This is a genomic window from Streptosporangium sp. CA-115845, from assembly GCF_050943795.1.
Classification (GTDB): Bacteria; Actinomycetota; Actinomycetes; order Streptosporangiales; family Streptosporangiaceae; genus Streptosporangium.
The window spans coordinates 7261106-7279043 of record NZ_CP191988.1 but is presented as its reverse complement, the minus strand read 5'-3'; the positions used below and the strand labels follow the sequence as shown (position 1 = coordinate 7279043).

15 protein-coding genes are annotated in these 17938 nt (G+C 70.6%); 8 read left to right on the top strand and 7 right to left on the bottom strand.

From position 1 onward, the window contains the following. Positions 1-4 precede the first annotated feature (4 nt). The 4 genes from ACQP0P_RS34650 to ACQP0P_RS34635 all read left to right on the top strand — a co-directional run bounded on the left by ACQP0P_RS34650 (position 5) and on the right by ACQP0P_RS34635 (position 6111). A complete protein-coding gene (locus ACQP0P_RS34650) occupies positions 5-913 on the top strand; it encodes an ABC transporter permease (RefSeq protein WP_433363214.1) in 909 nt (302 codons plus the stop codon). Positions 914-917: 4 nt separating this feature from the next. Further along, positions 918-3128, top strand: a complete 2211-nt coding sequence (locus ACQP0P_RS34645; RefSeq protein ID WP_433363211.1) for a dipeptide ABC transporter ATP-binding protein — start codon at positions 918-920, stop codon at positions 3126-3128. A 52-nt stretch (positions 3129-3180) separates the two neighbouring features. Then, positions 3181-4887 carry an ABC transporter family substrate-binding protein gene (locus ACQP0P_RS34640; protein ID WP_433363208.1) on the top strand — a complete coding sequence of 569 codons (1707 nt, stop codon included), beginning with the start codon at positions 3181-3183 and terminating at the stop codon, positions 4885-4887. 135 nt (positions 4888-5022) lie between these two features. Further along, positions 5023-6111: a winged helix DNA-binding domain-containing protein gene (locus tag ACQP0P_RS34635; protein ID WP_433363205.1), complete on the top strand. Its 1089-nt coding sequence runs from the start codon at positions 5023-5025 to the stop codon at positions 6109-6111. A gap of 99 nt (positions 6112-6210) precedes the next feature. On the opposite strand, the gene ACQP0P_RS34630 is transcribed toward ACQP0P_RS34635, so the two are convergent. From ACQP0P_RS34630 to ACQP0P_RS34610, 5 genes are all read right to left on the bottom strand, one after another. Continuing rightward, positions 6211-7101, bottom strand: a complete 891-nt coding sequence (locus tag ACQP0P_RS34630) for a biotin-dependent carboxyltransferase family protein (RefSeq protein WP_433363202.1) — start codon at positions 7099-7101, stop codon at positions 6211-6213. Then, complete coding sequence (locus tag ACQP0P_RS34625) at positions 7098-7721, bottom strand: 5-oxoprolinase subunit B family protein (protein WP_433363199.1); 624 nt, start codon at positions 7719-7721, stop codon at positions 7098-7100. The genes ACQP0P_RS34630 and ACQP0P_RS34625 overlap by 4 nt, the downstream gene beginning before the upstream one ends. Before the next feature lie 10 nt (positions 7722-7731). Further along, on the bottom strand, positions 7732-8487 hold the full coding sequence (locus ACQP0P_RS34620) for a LamB/YcsF family protein (RefSeq protein ID WP_433363196.1): 756 nt from the start codon (positions 8485-8487) through the stop codon (positions 7732-7734). A gap of 7 nt (positions 8488-8494) precedes the next feature. Continuing rightward, positions 8495-10006: a hypothetical protein gene (locus tag ACQP0P_RS34615; RefSeq protein WP_433382265.1), complete on the bottom strand. Its 1512-nt coding sequence runs from the start codon at positions 10004-10006 to the stop codon at positions 8495-8497. Positions 10007-10213: 207 nt separating this feature from the next. Then, on the bottom strand, positions 10214-10402 hold the full coding sequence (locus ACQP0P_RS34610) for a hypothetical protein (protein ID WP_386274015.1): 189 nt from the start codon (positions 10400-10402) through the stop codon (positions 10214-10216). Positions 10403-11001: 599 nt separating this feature from the next. On the opposite strand from ACQP0P_RS34610, the gene ACQP0P_RS34605 reads away from it, so the two are divergent. The 3 genes from ACQP0P_RS34605 (at position 11002) to ACQP0P_RS34595 (ending at position 16052) form a co-directional block, all read left to right on the top strand. After that, positions 11002-13095 carry a SpoIIE family protein phosphatase gene (locus ACQP0P_RS34605; protein WP_433363193.1) on the top strand — a complete coding sequence of 698 codons (2094 nt, stop codon included), beginning with the start codon at positions 11002-11004 and terminating at the stop codon, positions 13093-13095. 310 nt (positions 13096-13405) lie between these two features. Further along, positions 13406-14977 (top strand): RNA polymerase sigma factor, encoded by a 1572-nt coding sequence (locus tag ACQP0P_RS34600; RefSeq protein WP_433363190.1) that lies wholly within the window; start codon positions 13406-13408, stop codon positions 14975-14977. 109 nt (positions 14978-15086) lie between these two features. Next, a complete protein-coding gene (locus ACQP0P_RS34595) occupies positions 15087-16052 on the top strand; it encodes a hypothetical protein (RefSeq protein WP_433363187.1) in 966 nt (321 codons plus the stop codon). Positions 16053-16122: 70 nt separating this feature from the next. Here the strand turns inward: ACQP0P_RS34595 and ACQP0P_RS34590 are convergent, their stop codons facing one another. Then, entirely contained in the window at positions 16123-16863 is a 741-nt protein-coding gene (locus tag ACQP0P_RS34590) for a YaaA family protein (protein WP_433382262.1), read from the bottom strand. 46 nt (positions 16864-16909) lie between these two features. On the opposite strand from ACQP0P_RS34590, the gene ACQP0P_RS34585 reads away from it, so the two are divergent. Further along, positions 16910-17638, top strand: coding sequence for a GNAT family N-acetyltransferase (locus tag ACQP0P_RS34585; protein ID WP_433363185.1), 729 nt, complete (start codon positions 16910-16912; stop codon positions 17636-17638). A gap of 17 nt (positions 17639-17655) precedes the next feature. Here ACQP0P_RS34585 and ACQP0P_RS34580 read toward each other — a convergent pair whose 3' ends face one another. After that, positions 17656-17886 carry a DUF7455 domain-containing protein gene (locus tag ACQP0P_RS34580; protein WP_433363182.1) on the bottom strand — a complete coding sequence of 77 codons (231 nt, stop codon included), beginning with the start codon at positions 17884-17886 and terminating at the stop codon, positions 17656-17658. Positions 17887-17938 lie beyond the last annotated feature (52 nt).

The following is a 17938-nucleotide window of genomic DNA, read 5'->3' as shown; positions in this document are numbered from 1 at the left end:
GGAGATGACCATCGCCGAGGAGGAGCTCACCGAGCAGCGGGCGTCCGTGGACAGGATCAAGGCGCCCTCACGGCTGCGGGTGGTCATGGGCCGCCTCCTGCGCTCGGGCCGGGGCCGGACCGGCTCCGTGCTCCTCGTGCTGATCTTCCTGCTGGCCTTCGCCGGCCCTTACCTCACCCGCTGGACCTACACCGCCAAGGACTTCACGGCCTTTCTCGCGCCGCCGTCGACCGAGCACTGGTGGGGGACCCTGCAGACCGGCGCCGACGTGTACGCGGTCACGCTGCGCGGCATGCGCAGATCCCTGGTCGTCGGCCTGCTCGCCGCGGTGGTCGGCACCGCGCTCGCGGCCGTGGTGGGGGCCTTCGCCGGATACTTCGGAAGCTGGACCGACCGTTCGCTGACCTGGGTGACCGACCTGCTGCTCGTGCTCCCCGCCTTCCTGATCCTAGCGATCATGTCCCCGCTCTTCGCCGGGGGACAGTGGCCGATGTTCGTGCTGGTGCTGGCGCTCTTCCTCTGGATGGTGACCTCGAAGATCGTCCGGAGCATGACCATCTCGCTCAGGGAACGGGAGTTCATCCAGGCGGCCAGGTTCATGGGCGTGCCGCCGACAAGGATCATCTTCCGGCACATCATTCCCAACATGTCCTCGCTGCTGGTCGTCGACGCCACGCTGAACGTCAGCGCCGCGATCCTCACCGAGACGTCCCTCTCCTACTTCGGCTTCGGCATCCAGCCGCCGGACGTCTCGCTGGGCAGCCTCATCGCGGACGGCGCCCAGACGGCGCTCTACGCCCCCTGGACGTTCTGGTTCTGTGCGGGCCTGTTGATCGTCACCGTGCTCGCGGTGAACCTGGTCGGCGACTCCCTGCGCGACGCCTTCGACCCCACGGCCCGCAGGGGTGGGTGAGCGGATGACAGGCGAGCGAACCGCGGACGCGAGATCCCGGAGCGGCCGGACCGGCGGACGCGGCGCCGGGGCCGACCCCCTGCCGGTGAGGGCCGGAACCGACCTCGTGCCCGCCGGCCCCGTGCTCGAGGTGCGCGACCTCGACGTCACCTTCGGCCGGGGCCCCGGCGCGGTCCGCGCGGTCAGGGGAATGGGTTACGCGGTCCGTCCGGGCGAGGTGCTCGGGATCGTCGGTGAGTCCGGCTCCGGCAAGTCGGTCACCTCGCTGGCCGTGATGGGCCTGCTCCCGCCGCACGCCCACGTCACCGGGTCGGTGCGGCTGCGAGGACAGGAGATCCTGGGCGCCCCGGAGAGGACACTCACCGCGTTCCGCGGCAAGACCATCTCGATGGTCTTCCAGGACCCGCTCTCCGCGCTCACCCCCGTCTACCGGGTCGGCGACCAGATCGCCGAGGCGGTCCGCGTCCACCGGCGGATCGGCGCCGCGCAGGCCGCCAGGCGCGCCGTCGAGCTGCTCGACCTGGTCGGCATCCCCAACGCGGCGCAGCGCGCCAGGGCGTTCCCGCACGAGTTCTCCGGCGGCATGCGCCAGCGCGCGGTGATCGCGATGGCGATCGCCAACGACCCCGACGTGATCCTTTGCGACGAACCGACCACCGCGCTCGACGTGACCATCCAGGCTCAGGTGCTGGAGGTGCTGAAGACGGCGCAGCGGGAGACGGGCGCGGCGATCGTCATCATCACCCACGATTTGGGGGTGGTGGCCGGGTTCGCCGACCGGGTGCTCGTCATGTACGCCGGGCGCCCCGTCGAGATCGGCTCGGTGGACGAGGTCTACTACCGCACCCGCATGCCGTACACCATGGGCCTGCTCGGTTCGATCCCGCGCCTTGACCGCGGCCGGGAGCAGCCGCTGGTGCCCATCGAGGGCAGCCCGCCGTCACCGGCGGCGCTGCCGCCGGGCTGCCCGTTCGAGCCGCGCTGCCCGATCGCCGTCCCGGTGTGCGCCGAGTCCGAGCCCGAGCCGGTACGGGTGGGCTCGCCCGGCCACCTCGCGGCGTGCGTACGCTCCGGTGAGATCGAGGCGGAGGGGTGGTCACCCGCCCAGATCTACGGTGTGCGCGCCATCGCGGGGGAGGCGACCGGCCCCGGTCCCGCTGTCGGTCCAACTGTCGGTCCCGTCGCCGGGGAGCGGTCACGGCCGCGTGGCGGGCGTGAGGTGGTCCTGGCGGTCGAGGGCCTGGTCAGGCACTATCCCCTGGTGAAGGGGAGGCTCCTGCGGCGGCGGGTCGGTACGGTCCGCGCGGTGGACGGTGTCAGCTTCGACATCCGCGAGGGTGAGACGCTCGGCCTGGTCGGGGAGTCGGGCTGCGGCAAGACGACCACCCTGATGGAGATCCTCGAACTGGTCGCACCGCAGAGCGGCGGGATCACGGTGCTGGGCCGCGACACCGCACAGATGAGCGCCCGTGACCGGATGGCCGTCCGGCGCGACATGCAGGTCGTCTTTCAGGACCCGCTGGCCTCGCTCGACCCGAGGATGACCGTCTACGACATTCTCGCCGAGCCGCTGCGCACGCACGGCAGCCGTGAGGTGGGGCCGAGGGTCCGCGAGCTGCTCGGCATGGTCGGCTTGGAGGCCGGTCACGCCGCCCGCCATCCGCAGGACTTCTCCGGAGGGCAGCGTCAGCGCATCGGCATCGCCCGCGCTCTCGCCCTGGAGCCCCGGCTGGTCGTGCTGGACGAGCCGGTCTCGGCGCTCGACGTGTCCATCCAGGCCGGGGTGCTCAACCTGCTGGAGGAGCTGAGGACCCGCCTGGGCCTGTCGTACCTGCTCGTGGCGCACGACCTGGCCGTGGTCCGGCACATCGCAGACCGGATCGCGGTCATGTATCTCGGCAGGATCGCCGAGATCGGGCAGGCCGGCCGGGTGTACGGCGCTCCGATGCATCCCTACACGCGGGCCCTGCTGTCGGCCGTCCCGCTGCCGGATCCGGTCATGGAACGCTCCAGAAGGCGGATCCTGCTGGAGGGAGACCTGCCCAGCCCGGCCGATCCTCCCTCCGGCTGCCGCTTCCGCACCCGCTGTCCCCTGTTCAGGTCCCTCGACGAGACCGTCAGAAGGCGTTGCGTGGAGCAGGAACCCCAGGTACGCCGGCTCGGAGACGACCACGGAGTCTCGTGCCACTTCGCCGAGAGGTCCGGCGCCGGATGATCCAGCCGAGTGCCCTTCTGTTCGCCCAGTCGTATCCTCCGGGAGGAAAACAGTGACATCGATCCGGCGCGTGGGCGCGCTCGCCACCGCGCTGGCCGTGGTCCTGGCGGTCTCGCCGGTTCTGACCGGCTGCGGTGGCGGGGGCGGGGCGGGGAGCGGGTCCATTTCGGCGATCAAGGCCTACGACGTCAACCCCGTCGCCCGCGACCGGGTCGTGGACGGAGGGGTGCTCCGCTGGGGGCTCGGCGAGTATCCGTCCAACTGGAACCTCAACCACGTCGACGGCAACCTGGCGACGGTCAAGAAGGTCATGGACGCCCTCATGCCCTCGCCGTTCCGCTCCGACGCCAAGGGGCAGATCTCCCCGAACACCGACTACCTGTCGGCGGGCAGGGTCACCTCGGACGGCCCCAGGCAGGTCGTCACCCTGACCCTCGACCCGCGTGCCAGGTGGTCCGACGGCACCCCGATCACCTGGGAGGACTACCGGGCCCAGTGGCAGGCGATGAACGGCCGCAACGGCGACTACCGGGTGGCGAGCACCACCGGCTACCAGGACATCGAGAAGGTGACCAGGGGCAAGGACGACCACCAGGTCGTGGTGACCTTCGCCAAACCCTTCGGCGACTGGCAGTCGCTGTTCGCGCCGCTGTACCCCCGAAGCACCAACGCCACCTCCGAGGCGTTCAACAACGCCTGGCTGAACCGTATCCCGGTGACCGCCGGCCCGTTCAGGTTCGTCTCGTTCGATCCGACCGCCAAGACCGTCACCATCGCCAGGGACGACCGCTGGTGGGGAGAGCGGGCCAAGCTGGATCAGATCATCTACCGCTCTCTGGAGAGTGACGCGCTGGTCGGGGCCTTCAGCAACGGTGAGCTCGACACCTTCGACATCGGTCCGTCCGCGCCCGACTACGCGCGCGTCAAGGCCACCCCGGGCGCGATCGTGCGGCAGGCGGCCGGGCCCGACTTCCGGCACATCACGATGAACGGCGAGAGCGCCCTGCTGTCCGACCGGAGGGTACGCAGGGCCGTGGCGATGGGTATCAACCGCCAGGCCGTCGCCCAGTCCGACCTCCAGGGCCTCGACTGGCCGATCGTCCTGCTGAACAACCACTTCTTCATGAACACCCAGGAGGGCTACCAGGACAACGCCGGTGAGATCGGTACCTACAACCCCGTTCAGGCCGGGCGGGAGCTGGACGCCGCAGGCTGGAAGCCGGAGGGGCGGATCAGAAGGAAGGGCGGCAGGGAGCTGAACCTGCGCTTCGTCCTGCCGTCCAGCCTGCAGCTCACCAAGTCCGAGGCCGAACTCGTCCAGGACATGCTCGCCCAGATCGGTGTCGGGGTCACCCTCCAGTCGGTACCCACCGATGACTACTTCACCAAATACATAATTCCTGGCAATTACGACATCACTGCCTTCGCATACATGGGCACACCGTTTCCCGTCTCCAGCGCCTACGGTCAGTACGCCGACGCCACCAGGCGCCCGGACGACACCGGGCAGTGGAACGCCAACCTCGGCCGCATCGGCTCCCCGCAGATCGACGCCGCCATGAACAAGGCGACCGCCGCCCTCGCCCCCGGGCGGGCCATCGCCGACACCAACGCCGCCGACAAGCTCATCTGGCAGGCGGTCAACGTGGTGACGCTCTACCAGCGACCGCAGAACGTCGCGGTCAAGAGCACGGTCGCCAACTTCGGCGCCCGCGGCTTCTACGACCTGAGATACCAGGACATCGGTTTCACCCGGTGACGCGGCCGTGCAGGGTGGCCCGGTCGGGCGGGGCGTCTCGCGGTCCTCGGACGGCCGAATACCCGAGGACCCCGGGAGGCCCTCGGCAGCGGGACGGGCGGGCTTTCTGTCGGGGGCGGAGTGTAGAAGTGGGCCATGGCTATCTCGGTTACCTGGCCCCAGGTGCTCGCGTGGCGGTTGGAGCGGCAGTTCGTGGACCCGGCAGACGGGCCGGACGCGGTCTCCGTCGTGCGCAGGCTCACCGGGGTGCAGGCGCAGGTGGCCTCCTCCGCCGGCTTGGCGGTGGCCGTGCGGAGCGCGCGGCCGAGACCCGATGAGATCGACGATGCCCTGTGGCGAGACCGCAGCCTGGTCAAGACCTGGACGGCGCGCGGCACCCTGCACCTCGTCCCCGCCGACGAGCTGGCCTGCTACGCCGCCGTCCTCGGCTCGTTCCGCAACTGGGACAAGGGCTCCTGGCAGCGGGGCCACGGGGTCACCGCCGCCGAGGTCGCCGCCATCCTCGACGCCGTGCCCAAGGCGCTCGCCGGCCGCGCCCTCACTCGCGAGGAGCTGGTCGACGGGGTCATCGAGATCACCGGCGACGCCCACCTGAAGGAGGCGCTCACCTCCGGCTGGGGCGCCCTGTTCAAGCCGCTGAGCTTCCTCGGTGAGCTCTGCTACGGCCCGCCACGCGAGGGGAGGGTGACCTTCGTCAGCCCCCGCGACTGGGTGCCCGGCTGGCCGGCGGAGCTTCCCTCGGCCGAGGAGGGCGGCGTGCGCCTGCTCCGCTCCTTCCTCGGTGCCCACGGCCCGGGCACCCCCGAGACGTTCGACGGCTGGCTCTACCGTGGGGCGGCCCGCAAGGGGACGCTGCGCGGCTGGTTCCGGGATCTCACCCCCGAGCTGGCCGAGATCGAGGTCGGTGGCAGGCCGATGGTCATGCTCGCCGAGCACCTCGACGACCTGGCCGGCACCCGGCCCGCCACCGGGGTCCACCTCCTGCCAGGCTTCGACCAGTACATCCTCGCCGCCCCTCGTGACCTGGAGCCCCTCCTGCCCGCCAAGGCGAAGGCGAGGGTCAGCCGGGCCGCCGGCTGGATCTCCCCCGTCGTGATCCACGAGGGCCGGGTGGCCGGGATCTGGGAGGCCAAGGACAAGAAGGTCGTCGTCGATCTCCTGGAGGAGGTGCCCGCCGCGGCTCTCGCAGCCGAGACCGAGCGGGTGGCCGAGCTGCTGCGCTGATGGCTCCGGCTTCGAAAGCCGTCATGACCGGGGCTTCCGTGTTCGAACACCGAACCTCGTGTCCGAAGTGCCCTCCCGCCGGCTCCGCTGAGGAGCGGTTCAGCCGCGGCGGAAGCGTACCCGGTCGCCGGGGCGGAGCTGGGCGGCCCTGGCGAGGCCCGCCGAGGTCAGCACGGCGATGACCGGGTAGCCGCCGGTCGGCGGGTGGTCGGCGAGAAACACGATCGGCTGGCCGCTGGGCGGCACCTGGACGGCCCCGGCCACCATGCCCTCGCTGGGCAGCTCCTCATCCCGGGCCCGTTCCAGACGGGCACCGCGCATTCGCACGCCCACCCGGTTGCTGTCCTGGCCGACCTCGTACGGCTCCGCGCACAGGGTGGCCAGGGCTCCGGGGACGAACCAGTCCTCCCGGGGGCCCGGCAGGGCAAGCAGGACGCCCGCTCCGAGCTCCGGCGAGGGCGCCGCGTCCACGGTGATCGGCGGCAGGCCGTCCGTCGGCCCCATGGGCAGGACCGTTCCGGCGCGGAGTGGGGGAGGGCCGAGCCCGGACAGCGAGTCGGCCGACCGGCTCCCCATCGTGACGGGCGTGTCGAGGCCACCACGGACGGCGATGTAGGTGCGCAGGCCGGTTTCCGGTGTCCCGGTGCGCAGTTCGCCGCCCGCGGGCACCCAGAAAGGCGCGCACATCCCCTGTGGGGCCGGCACGCCGGGAGCCGCGTCGTCCGGGGCGGTCCCGTGCGGTCGCAGGAGCTCCAGCGGGCAGGCGGCCCCGGTGACGGCGACCCACGTCCCGGTGGTGAAGCGCAGCCGGGCGCCGCCGAAGGTCAGCTCGATCCCTGCGGCGCCCTCCGGGTTGCCGACCAGGCGGTTGGCCAGCCGCAGGCTCGGCTCGTCCGCGGCACCCGAACGGGGCACCCCGAGATGGGCGTACCCGGGCCGGCCAAGATCCTGCACCGTGGCGTACGGCCCCGGCGCGATCACCTCGATCATGGCCCGCCGACCGCCAGGAAACGCACCCGCGTCCCCGGCGTGAGCAGGGTGGGCGGGTCGGCGGTCACGTCCCAGACCGCCGTTGTGGAGCGGCCGAGCAGCCGCCACCCGCCGGGGGAGGCCGAGGGGTAGACCGCCGAGTAGGGGCCGGCGACCGCCACGGATCCGGCGGGCACCGAGGTTCGCGGGATGTCCAGCCGTGGGACGCGCAGCGCGGGATCCAGCCCCGTGAGGTAGGCGAACCCGGGGGCGAAGCCCAGCCAGCCCACCACCAGTTCCCGCCCGGTGTGCCGCTCGACCACCTCCCTGGGGGAGAGGCCGCTCAGCACGGCCACCTCGTCGAGGTCCGCGCCGTCGTACACGACCGGGATGGTCACGGCCGGCGCCGGCGCGGCGGTGTCCGCGCCGATCGTGGACCCCGCCTCCAGCAGGTGAAGGAGCCGGTCCCGCAGGCGCGTCAGGTCGGCCCCCGGCGCGGTGACGAGGACCGTGGCGGGGCCGGGCACGATCTCCACCACCCCGGCCGGCCGATCGGCCCGCAGCAGGGCGTCCAGCCGGTGGGAGATCTCCAGTGAGCCGGTCTCCACCAGCAGCGACCGCTCCCCGGCCCGCCGGATCACCGCCGGCCCCTCACGTGAAGGACCTCAGTGTCACCCCGGCGTCCACCAGGCCGTCGCGGACGGCCCGGGCCACCAGCACCGCGCCGGGGGTGTCGCCGTGGACGCAGATCGAGCGCGCCTTGACGGGGACCAGCGAGCCGTCCACCGCCTCGACCACTCCCTCGGTCACCATTCGCACCATACGGGCGGCGACCGTACCGGGGTCGTGCAGCACGGCGCCGGGAGAGCGGCGGGAGAGCAGCGTTCCGGCACCGGTGTAGGCGCGGTCGGCGAAGGCCTCGATGACCGTGGTGACCCCCTCCCCGGCGGCGATCTCGTGGACGGCGGAGCCGGGCAGGGTCAACAGCGGCAGGTCCCGGTCGTAGTCGGCCACCGCCGCCACGACGGCCCCGGCCTGCTCGGGGTCGCGGCAGATCCGGTTGTACAGCGCGCCGTGCGGCTTGACGTAGGAGACCCGGCCGCCCATCGCCCTGGCGATGCCGTCCACCGCCCCCAGCTGGTAGAGCACCTCGGCGCAGAGCTCCTCAGGGTCGACGTCCATCTCGCGGCGGCCGAACCCGGCCAGGTCCCGGTAGGACACCTGGGCGCCGATCGCGACCCCCCGGTCGATCGCCGCCGCGCACGTGCGGCGAATGGTCAGCGGATCACCCGCGTGGAACCCGCAGGCGATGTTGGCACTGGTCACCAGTTCGAGCAGGGCCGCGTCCTCGCCCAGCCGCCAGATCCCGAAGCCCTCGCCCAGATCGGCGTTGAGATCGATCATCATGACTCACCTACATCGGAGGTTCATCGGGAATGTCCGCGATGTCATCGAGGGCGATGGCCAGCTCCTCGGGGTCGTCGCCGATGCGCTCGGCGATCTCGATCAGCACGTGCAGCACGTCGTGCCGGTCGTGGCCCAGGTCCAGCAGCCGCTGCGCGGCCTCCCAGAGCTGCGGCGGATCGCCCTCCCACAGCCGGGCGGCGATCTCCTCGTGCCAGGCGAGATGCTCGTCGTGGTCGGGCCGGGTGGGCTCGCCCGCGTGGTCGATGCCCAGCAGGATCCGCCGGTCGGCGTCGTCCGCGGGGTTGAGCAGGCCGAGCTGGATCTCGCCGTGCGTGCCCTGCAGGAAAGGGAACGCGAACACCCGCCTGGCCAGTGCCGACAGGTCGCCGTCCGGCAGCAGCCGGTCGAGCAGGTCGCGGTCGAGCCCGAAGGTCGTCGGATCGCGGTAGGACTCGGCGAACTTGCCCGTCGCCTCCCAGACCGCGTCGAGCGTGGCTCGCAGCCCCTCGTCCGGCAGCCCGGTCCGGCCGGCGGCGAAACGCGCCCAGGCGCCCAGCACGTGCGGCACCGCCTCCTGCTCGGCGGTGGTGAGCATCACCTTGCGCGGCAGCCAGTCGAGCAGGAAGGTCTCGCACTTGGTCGGGCTGACCCGGAGTGGGCGGCCGAAATCCTGGTCGCAGCCGTAGTCGATGATGTGGTCGGCGCATCGGGAGGCCGCGGAGGGGTCGGACAGGTGCTCGGCCGCGTCCGAGGAGAGGAACTCGGCGGCCAGCATCGCCCGGCGGTCGCGGCTGTAGGGGGCCTCGCTGTGCAGCGGGGCCGGCCGCTTCCGGCCGGGCGGCAGCGCCTTGATCCGGGACCTGGCGAAGGCGTGGTAGGCGCTGTAGCTGTCGCTGACCGGCGCGGCCGTCCTGCGGTGGCCGTACTCCGCGGTGGCCTTCATCGCCGATTCGAGCAGCGCCCTGGCCTGCTGCGGCTCGATCTGGCCGAACCTGAGCATCGGGTTGTCCTCGGCCTCGGCCCTGGCCTGCTCCAGCAGCTTGTCGACGTGCGATGAGACCCAGGCGTCACGGGCGATGCCGCGCATGTTGTAGTCGACGATCACGACCAGCGCGTGCCGGTCCTCGCCGCTGTCGGCGCCCCGGTAGCCGAAGGTGCACACCACCGTGTCCTGGTCGCCGTAGGCGTCGCGGGAGACGAAGCAGCCGGTCGTCTTGACCGCGCCCAGCCGGTCGGCCCAGCGGGGCCTGGCCACGCCGCGCTCCATGAGCGCCAGCGCGGCGCCCTCCGCCTTGGCCGCCTGGCGAGCCGTGCCGAGGTAGGCCAGCGCGATCAGCAGGGTGAGCGCGGCGGGCGAGCCGGCCTTGGCCGCGTAGTCGACCAGGCCCTCGCCGAGGACCTGTTCGGCGTCCCCGCGTTTCAGCCGGCGCCCCCACCAGGCTCCGACCATGTCGGAGACCATGAGTTCGGCGTCCAGCGGGCTGCGTACGGCCAGCAGCTCGCGAGCGGCGAGCAACATCTCGGAGAAGACCGCCTCAGGGGACTGGCTCTCTCTGGGGTCTCGACGGTGTCGCCGGCTCAAGCAGTCTCAGCCTCCCCCGTCGGCCGCGTGAGCTCAGCGCGGCCGTCGCCGTGCGGATCGGCCCGCTCGCTTCGCTCGCTCACGTCCCAACCTTCTCGCATTCCCGGTCCAAACGGTGCGTAGAGACGGCCGGGTTCCCCGATGCTACCGGGGACCGCGGGGCGGCGGCGCGGAGTTGACAAGGGCGAGTAGATGCTCGCGGGCGACACGCTCGACGACCTCGGGCGTCGCCTCGATGCCGAGGTGCTCCGCGCAGGCACAGACCTCTGCCACGCACCTGCCGACGGTCTCGACGGGAACGGTCAGGAACTCGGCGGCCAGGTGAGAGGTCACCGGCTCGTGATAAGTCGTTGAAGGCCCGGTGGAGCGGGTGGCAAGAACGGGCATGGATGTCGCATTCCTCCGGAGTTTCCCGGGAGCATCCCCCGGATGTGTCGGCGGGGACGTGCGTTCTCATTCCACAACTTATCTCGGGAGTGTCAACCCTCGGCACCCTGATATGGGAAGCTGGCCCCGTATCTTGACTGAATCCTGCAACAGTGGAGTAAGCGAGTGTCCCCGAAGAGGGAGCCGAATTGACGGCGAGTCAGTAGCCTGATCTCGCCTGCAAGCCCGACGGAGATGAGGTGAGCAGTTGCCGGGACGGTCCGGCGCGATCCTGCTAGGGTCCTGGCCGCAAACGTTCGAAGGCGCAACGCCGACTGGTCGCCGCCCGTACGGGAGCCCCGGCGCGTCGGCCCGGGGATCCCGGTCATCGGAGCGGTGGCGTTCCCGGGGTGTGCTGACCGCATCTTGGGCGGGGCTTCCGTCCGCACCTGCCCATCGCCGATGATGTACTCCAGGATCCGGTCCCCCGGAGCCGCGCTACGCCAATTCGCAAGTTTGGAGATGTGCCTCGTGGGAGACCCTGGCACGCGACGGAGGTGCCGACCATGAGCGCCGAAACCTCCGTGCCCCGTCCCCGGGAGTCGGGTGTGGACATCTCAGACTCCGGCCTGCTGCAGGGCCTGCTGTCACAGTCGCCGTTCGCCTTCGCGTTCTTCGACCCTGGAGGTCGCTTCGAGCGTGTCGACGAGGTCTTCGCCAACGTGGTCGGCCTGCCCGCCGAGCGCCTGGTCGGCCGGGCCCCTGGTGAGTTGCTCTCCGCCGACCTGACCGCCCTGATCGAGGGCTCGGTGCGGAGCATGGTCGCGGGAGCCTCGGTCGACGGCGACCAGCGGATCCGGGTGCGCACCGTCGGTGGTGAGACCCACCACTGGTCGCTGACCTTCTCCCCGATCCACGACGACAAGGGCGCATTGCGCGCGATCTGCCTGGTCGGCGTCGACATCACCGACAGCAGGCAGGTCGAGGAGGATCTCAGGCGCAGCGAGGAGCGATACCGCTCGCTGGTCGAGGCCCAGTCCCAGCTGGTCTGGATCACCGCGCCCAACGGCGTCGTGGAGGAGGACGCGCCGCAGTGGCGGGCCATCACCGGCCAGGGGCTGGAGGAGTACCTGACCCACGGCTGGCTGGAGGCCGTCCACCCGGACGACCGCCCGCACACCGAGGAGGCCTGGCGTGAGGCGCTGCGCGGCCGGATCATGTTCGAGTGGAGCTACCGGGTCCGCACCCGGGCCAGCGGCTACCGGCACTTCGAGGTGCGCGCCGTCCCGATCATCCGGCACAACCGGGTCGTCGAATGGGTGGGAGCCAACACCGATGTCACCCCGCAGCGCGAGGCCGAGGAGATGCGGGGCCGCCTGACCGATCAGCTCGGCGCCGCGGCCCTGCGGACCGCGCGCCTGCAGGGCGCCACGGCGCTGCTCGCCGAGGCGCTCACCGTCGAGCAGGTGGTCCAGGTCATCATCGACGTGGGTCGTACGGCGCTGGCCGCCGACCGGTCGGCCGTGGCGCTGCTCGACGTCGACCGGGCCGCGCTGAAGCTGGTCAACAGCGGTGGCATCCCCGACGTTCCGGGCGCGCCCGGCGAGGAGATCCCGCTGTCACACTCCAGCGTGATGACCATGGCGGTCAACAGCCGGCGCCCGGTCTTCGCCGAGTCGCCGGACAGCCTGCGGTCCCAGCTGGTCGACGCGGGCGGCGATGACGACAGCATCACCGGTTTCATCGCACACAGTGACGAGCGGGCCTGGGTGGGCCTGCCGCTGCTGGCCGCGGGTCGCGCGCTCGGGGCACTGAGATTCTCCTTCACCCGCCCGCAGAAGATCTCCCAGGAGGACGGGGTGTTCCTGGAGGCGCTCGCGGGGCAGTGCGCCCTCGCCGTGGAGCGGGCCACCCTGTTCGAGCGCGAGCACCGCACCGCCGAGACGCTCCAGCGCAGCCTGCTGCCCGATCGCCTGCCGGTGGTCAGGGGGCTGGTCCTGGCCCAGCGGTTCCGCTCGGGAAGCCGCCATGTGCAGGTCGGCGGTGACTGGTACGACGCGTTCGTGCTCCAGGACGGCCGGGTCGCGGCGGTGGTCGGCGACGTCATGGGCAAGGGCGTCAAGGCCGCGGCGGGGATGGGCCGCATCCGCAACGCCATGCGGGCCCTGGCGTTGACCAACCCGCCGCCCGCGGCGGTCCTCACCGGCCTCGACCGGGTCTTCGAGGCGACCGAGGAGGAGGAGCAGGTCACGACCCTCGCCTACATGGTCGTCGAGCCCGGTACCGGAGAGGGCACGCTGGCGCTGGCCGGTCACCCGCCGCCCCTGCTGGTCTCCCCTGAGGGCGTGCCGATACTGTGCGACGGCGAGCCGGGCACCCCGCTGGGCTGGCCCACGAGTCGCAGGCAGTTCAGGTTCTGTGTCCCGCCGGGCCACACCGCCGTCCTGTATTCGGACGGTCTGGTGGAGAACCGGAAACGTGGTCTTGATGCCGGACTCGCTGATCTTTGCTCTGTTGTGACCGAAGCGCCGGCTGAAGTGGTCGGAAGCCCTCACATGTTGCTAGATTTCCTTGTCGACCGGATGTTGTCTGGATATGAGCAGGATGACGACGTCACGGTGCTCGCGATTCACGTTCCCGCCGCCACGAAGAGTGACTGAATGAAACAGTCATAACGGTTGCTTTCGGGTATCGGTGCCTCGCTTCCGTACGCACTACTCTCTTGGTCGGCCTAGGGTGGAGGGCAACCGCCAGGAGGCGGCCGTATGGATCACGGTGTCATGCCACAATGCTGGACAGGTGCGTCGCGGTTCGCGCGGCCTCGCTAACCACAACTAGAGGTAGAAGTGCCCCTAGTTGGGCATCTGGGTCCATTCTCGTCTCGCTTTCCTTCGAGAGGTGTTCGTGTCGCCTGCAAGTTCGACTCGCTCGAAGCCATCCGAGCTGAACGAGCCCGTCATTCAGCAGCTGATGGAGCGGGGGCGCTCGCAGGGGTTCCTCGAGTCCGAGGATGTCCGCAAGGCCGTCGAGGAAGCGGACATTCCGATGGCGCAGGTCGCTGGAATCCTGCGAAGCCTCAGCAAAGAGGGCATCACCGTACGGCTGACCGCCGAGGACTCCGCGGCTCCCAAGAAGTCCCGCACTCCGGCCAAGCGTCGTACCGCCCCGGCTGCGCCCGCCGCCGTCAAGAAGACCAAGACCGCCGCGGCGGCCAAGGAGCAGCCGGAGACCGTCACCGCGGTCGTCGGCGGCTCCGAGCCCGCGGCAGCGGCCAAGAAGCCCGTCCCCGCGGCCAAGAGGCCCGCGGCGCCGGCCAAGAAGGTCGCCCCGGCTGCCAAGAAGCCGGTTCCGGCCCCGCCGAAGAAGGCCGGCCCCGAGGTGGCCGCTCCGGCTCCCGCGTCCGAGTCGAAGTCGCTCGCCGGCGATGACGACGAGGTCATCGAGCTCGAGGACGTCGAGCTTGAGGACTTCGACCTGGAGGCCGTCGTCGAGGTCGAGGTCGAGGTGGAAGCCGAGGTCGAGACCGAGGAGGAGCCCAAGGCCGAGGCCATCGAGGTCAACGAGGACGAGGTCCTCATCCTCTCCGATGACGACGATGACGCCCCGGTGCCGCAGGTCGCCGCCGCCGGCGCCACCGCCGACCCGGTCAAGGACTACCTCAAGCAGATCGGCAAGGTCCCCCTGCTCAACGCGGAGCAGGAGGTCGAGCTCGCCAAGCGGATCGAGGCCGGTCTGTTCGCCGAGGAGCAGCTGGGAACCGACGGCGAGAGGCTCCCGGTCGACGTCCGCGCCGAGCTGGAGTGGATCGCCGAGGACGGCCGCCGGGCCAAGAACCACCTGTTGGAGGCCAACCTCCGTCTCGTGGTCTCGCTGGCCAAGCGTTACACCGGCCGCGGCATGCTCTTCCTGGACCTGATCCAGGAGGGCAACCTGGGCCTGATCCGCGCGGTGGAGAAGTTCGACTACACCAAGGGCTACAAGTTCTCCACCTACGCCACGTGGTGGATCCGGCAGGCGATCACCCGAGCCATGGCCGACCAGGCGCGGACCATCCGCATTCCGGTCCACATGGTCGAAGTGATCAACAAGCTGGCCCGCGTCCAGCGGCAGATGCTTCAGGACCTGGGGCGCGAGCCCACTCCCGAGGAGTTGGCCCGCGAGCTCGACATGACCCCCGAGAAGGTCGTCGAGGTCCAGAAGTACGGTCGCGAGCCGATCTCCCTGCACACCCCGCTGGGTGAGGAGGGGGACAGCGAGTTCGGTGACCTCATCGAGGACTCCGAGGCCATCGTCCCCGCCGACGCGGTCAGCTTCACGCTCCTGCAGGAGCAGCTCCACTCCGTTCTGGACACGCTGTCCGAGCGCGAGGCGGGCGTGGTCTCGATGCGTTTCGGCCTGACCGACGGCCAGCCGAAGACGCTGGACGAGATCGGCAAGGTTTACGGGGTGACGCGCGAGCGCATCCGGCAGATCGAGTCCAAGACCATGTCCAAGCTCCGCCACCCGTCCCGGTCGCAGGTCCTGCGTGACTACCTTGACTGAGGTTCTCTGACAGAGGGCCCGCACTGTTCGGTGCGGGCCCAACGTCATTAACGCCGGTGTAATAGGTCGGTAGCACGGGGTGTGAAACGAACTTCTAGGCTCCCGCCTCATGGGTGTGGCCGACGTTGACAGGATTCGCGCCCGGAGGCTGCGGGTGATCGTCGATCGTCCGTGGGCGGACGTGATGCTCGACGACGCGGTCGCCGCGGTGCGCCGGAGGGTATTCGAGAGCGGTACGTTCACGCTCGGCGTGGCCCGTGGCGATCCGGAGAGGCGCGCGCTCAGGGTCGAGGCGCTGGCCAGGGCGGCCGTCGGCCACAGTGGCGCCATTGAGACGCTGGCGCTCCATGATCGGGCCAACCCCGACCTGTGGCTCTGGCTCGGGCGTACCCGCATCGAGGAAGCCTGGACGATCAAGCCGGATGTCAAGGCCCGGGCCGTGCAGGCGCAGCGTCTGCAGGCGTTCCAGGCGGCGATGGAGAGAGCCAGGCAGCCGCTTTTCACCGCGGCGGCGCTCGTGCCGTCCGATCCGGTGCCCTGGGAGTCGATCATGTGGCTCTATCTCGGCCTCGACCGGCCGCGCCAGGAGAAGGACGCGGTCTGGTTTGAAACCGTTCGCCGTTATCCGACGCTGTTCCCGGCCAATGTGGCCAGGCTCATGACGTTGTCACCGGCCTGGGGCGGCAGCGCCCAGGAGATGCTGGAGTTCGCCAGGCAGGCCGTGTCGCGGGCGCCCGACGGGGACCCGATGGCGGCCCTGCTGCCGCTGGCGCACTTCGAACAGGTGGCCGCCGAGCGGTCACCGATGTCGCGCGGAGGGTGGTTCTCGGACGGGGCGCTGCGCGAGATCGTCTCGCACGCGGGCCGCTGGCTGGGCGGCGACAGCCATCCACGGTCCATAGAGGCGCACAACCTGTTCGGGGCCGCCTTCTATCTGGCCGACCTGCGCAGGCCCGCGCGCGGGCACCTGACGCGTACCGGGGGCAGGGTCAGCCGGTTGCCGTGGTCGTATCTGGGTGATCCCGCTCAGCAGTTCGAGCGGGCCTGCGGGCGGCTCCGTCTTGTCCCGGCGTGAGACGTGCACACCGGGTCCAGCGCGTGCCGCCCGGTCTTGACATAGGGCTATAAGGGAAATGTGGCGAATATCACACCGTTACGTTGAGTATCCATGACTGCCTCCCCCTGGGAGGCGGGCAGAGGGTGACGGAGTGCCCAAGGTGGTCCAGGACCTTCGTGAGTTCCTCGGGACTCTGTGGATCGACGTCCCCTTCCAGCAGTGAGCGGGCTATGACGCCGCGAGTGGCCTTCGCCATGTGGCTGACGACCTTCCCCTCCTTGAGCACCCGCACCGCCACCGCCTTGCCGCCCGGCTGCCACGCCGTCGCGTAGGTGCCCGAGCGCAGATCAACCACCAGACCGGGCTCGGCGTCGAGCAGCGGGGTGACCGATCGGCGCCAGAAGGCGCCAAGACCGCCGAGCGGCGGCAGTCGCACCCCCATCGACAGCCGGTACGAGGGTACGCGGTCGCCGATCCGCAGCAGACCCCAGAGGCCGGAGAAGATCAGCAGACTCTCCGAGGCCCGCGCCGCGGCCTCGGGGGAGAGCGAGGCCAGGTGAAGGTTGTCGTAGAGCACGCCGGTGTACAGATCGGCCGCGGCCAGCGTGGGCGCGGTGCGCAGAAGCAGGTTCTTGCCGATCTCGCCCGCCTGTCCTGGCGACAGCCCGAGCACCTCCCGTGCGGCGGGACCCGCACACAGGGTGGTGAGCGCGTCCAGGACGCGCTGCCTGGACGGGATGAGGGCGGGGAAACTCAGCCGGGGCAGGTCGAGGGCGGGGCCGTCACCCAGCGCGGCCTTTCCCTCGGACGGAGGCAGCAGAATCAGCACACTCACCGAGCGTAGTGCGGCGACCGAGGGGTTATGATCCTGCAGCATGATCGATGAGGTCTTCGACCGGCTGGTCGACCAGGCCTGGCCGGCGATTCACCGGGTGGACGCGGGTGGTTGGATCCTGCGCGCGGCGGACGGGGTGACCAAGAGGGCCAACTCCGTGCTGCCGCTGGGTGAGCCGGGGGATCTGGAAGCAGGCGTCGAGGCGGCGGAGAAGTTCTACGCTGGCCGGGGTCTGCCCTGCGTCTTCTCGGTGGGAGGTGGCGCCACGCCCGGCCTGGACGCGTTACTGCACGCGCGTGGCTATCGGGTGGTCGATCCAACGCTGGTCATGACGGTGAGCCTGGTGCCCGAGGCGCCCGGGAACGGCGTCGGCGCGTCGCGGGAAGAGGTCGATCTCGCCGAGGCGCCCTCGCGGGCGTGGCTGGACGCCTGGTGGAGCGTGGACGGGAGGTCCGGTGGCGACGGTCTGGCGACGGCCGCGCGGATCCTCACCGGTGTGCCCGCCACATACGCCTCGCTCGGCGAGGAGGCCGTGGGGCGGGGTGTGGTTCAGGGGGAGTGGTTCGGGATCTACTCCATGGCCGTGGTGCCGCACGTGCGGCGCAGGGGCCACGGACGGAAGGTGTTACGCGCCCTGCTCACACATGCGCGAGAGCAGGGCACGCAGCGGGCATATTTAGTAGTGGTGGAGTCGAACACGGTGGCCAGGACGCTCTACGAGCGCCACGGCTTCACAGTGGCGGGCCGATATCACTATCGGGTCCGCTGATGGCTCCATCCGTCTGGTTATCGTTCGTCGTTGCCTGCCGTTGCCGGAGCGTCACTGAGACGCGCAGACTCGTCCTGGATGTTGGCACCCTTGTCTCTCAGCACGGCTACGTGCTGACGCCCGTGGTGGGCGCAGAACAGCAGCTCCCCACCTATGGGCAGGGTCGCGCGGATGTAGGCCTGGGCGCCGCACCGGTCACAGCGGTCCGCAGCGGTCAGCTGCTTGGCGGGGGCGAGGGTTCCAGTCACGTATCGCCTTTCAGGTCATCCCCTGAGGTGGAGGATCTGGCGTCAGTCACTT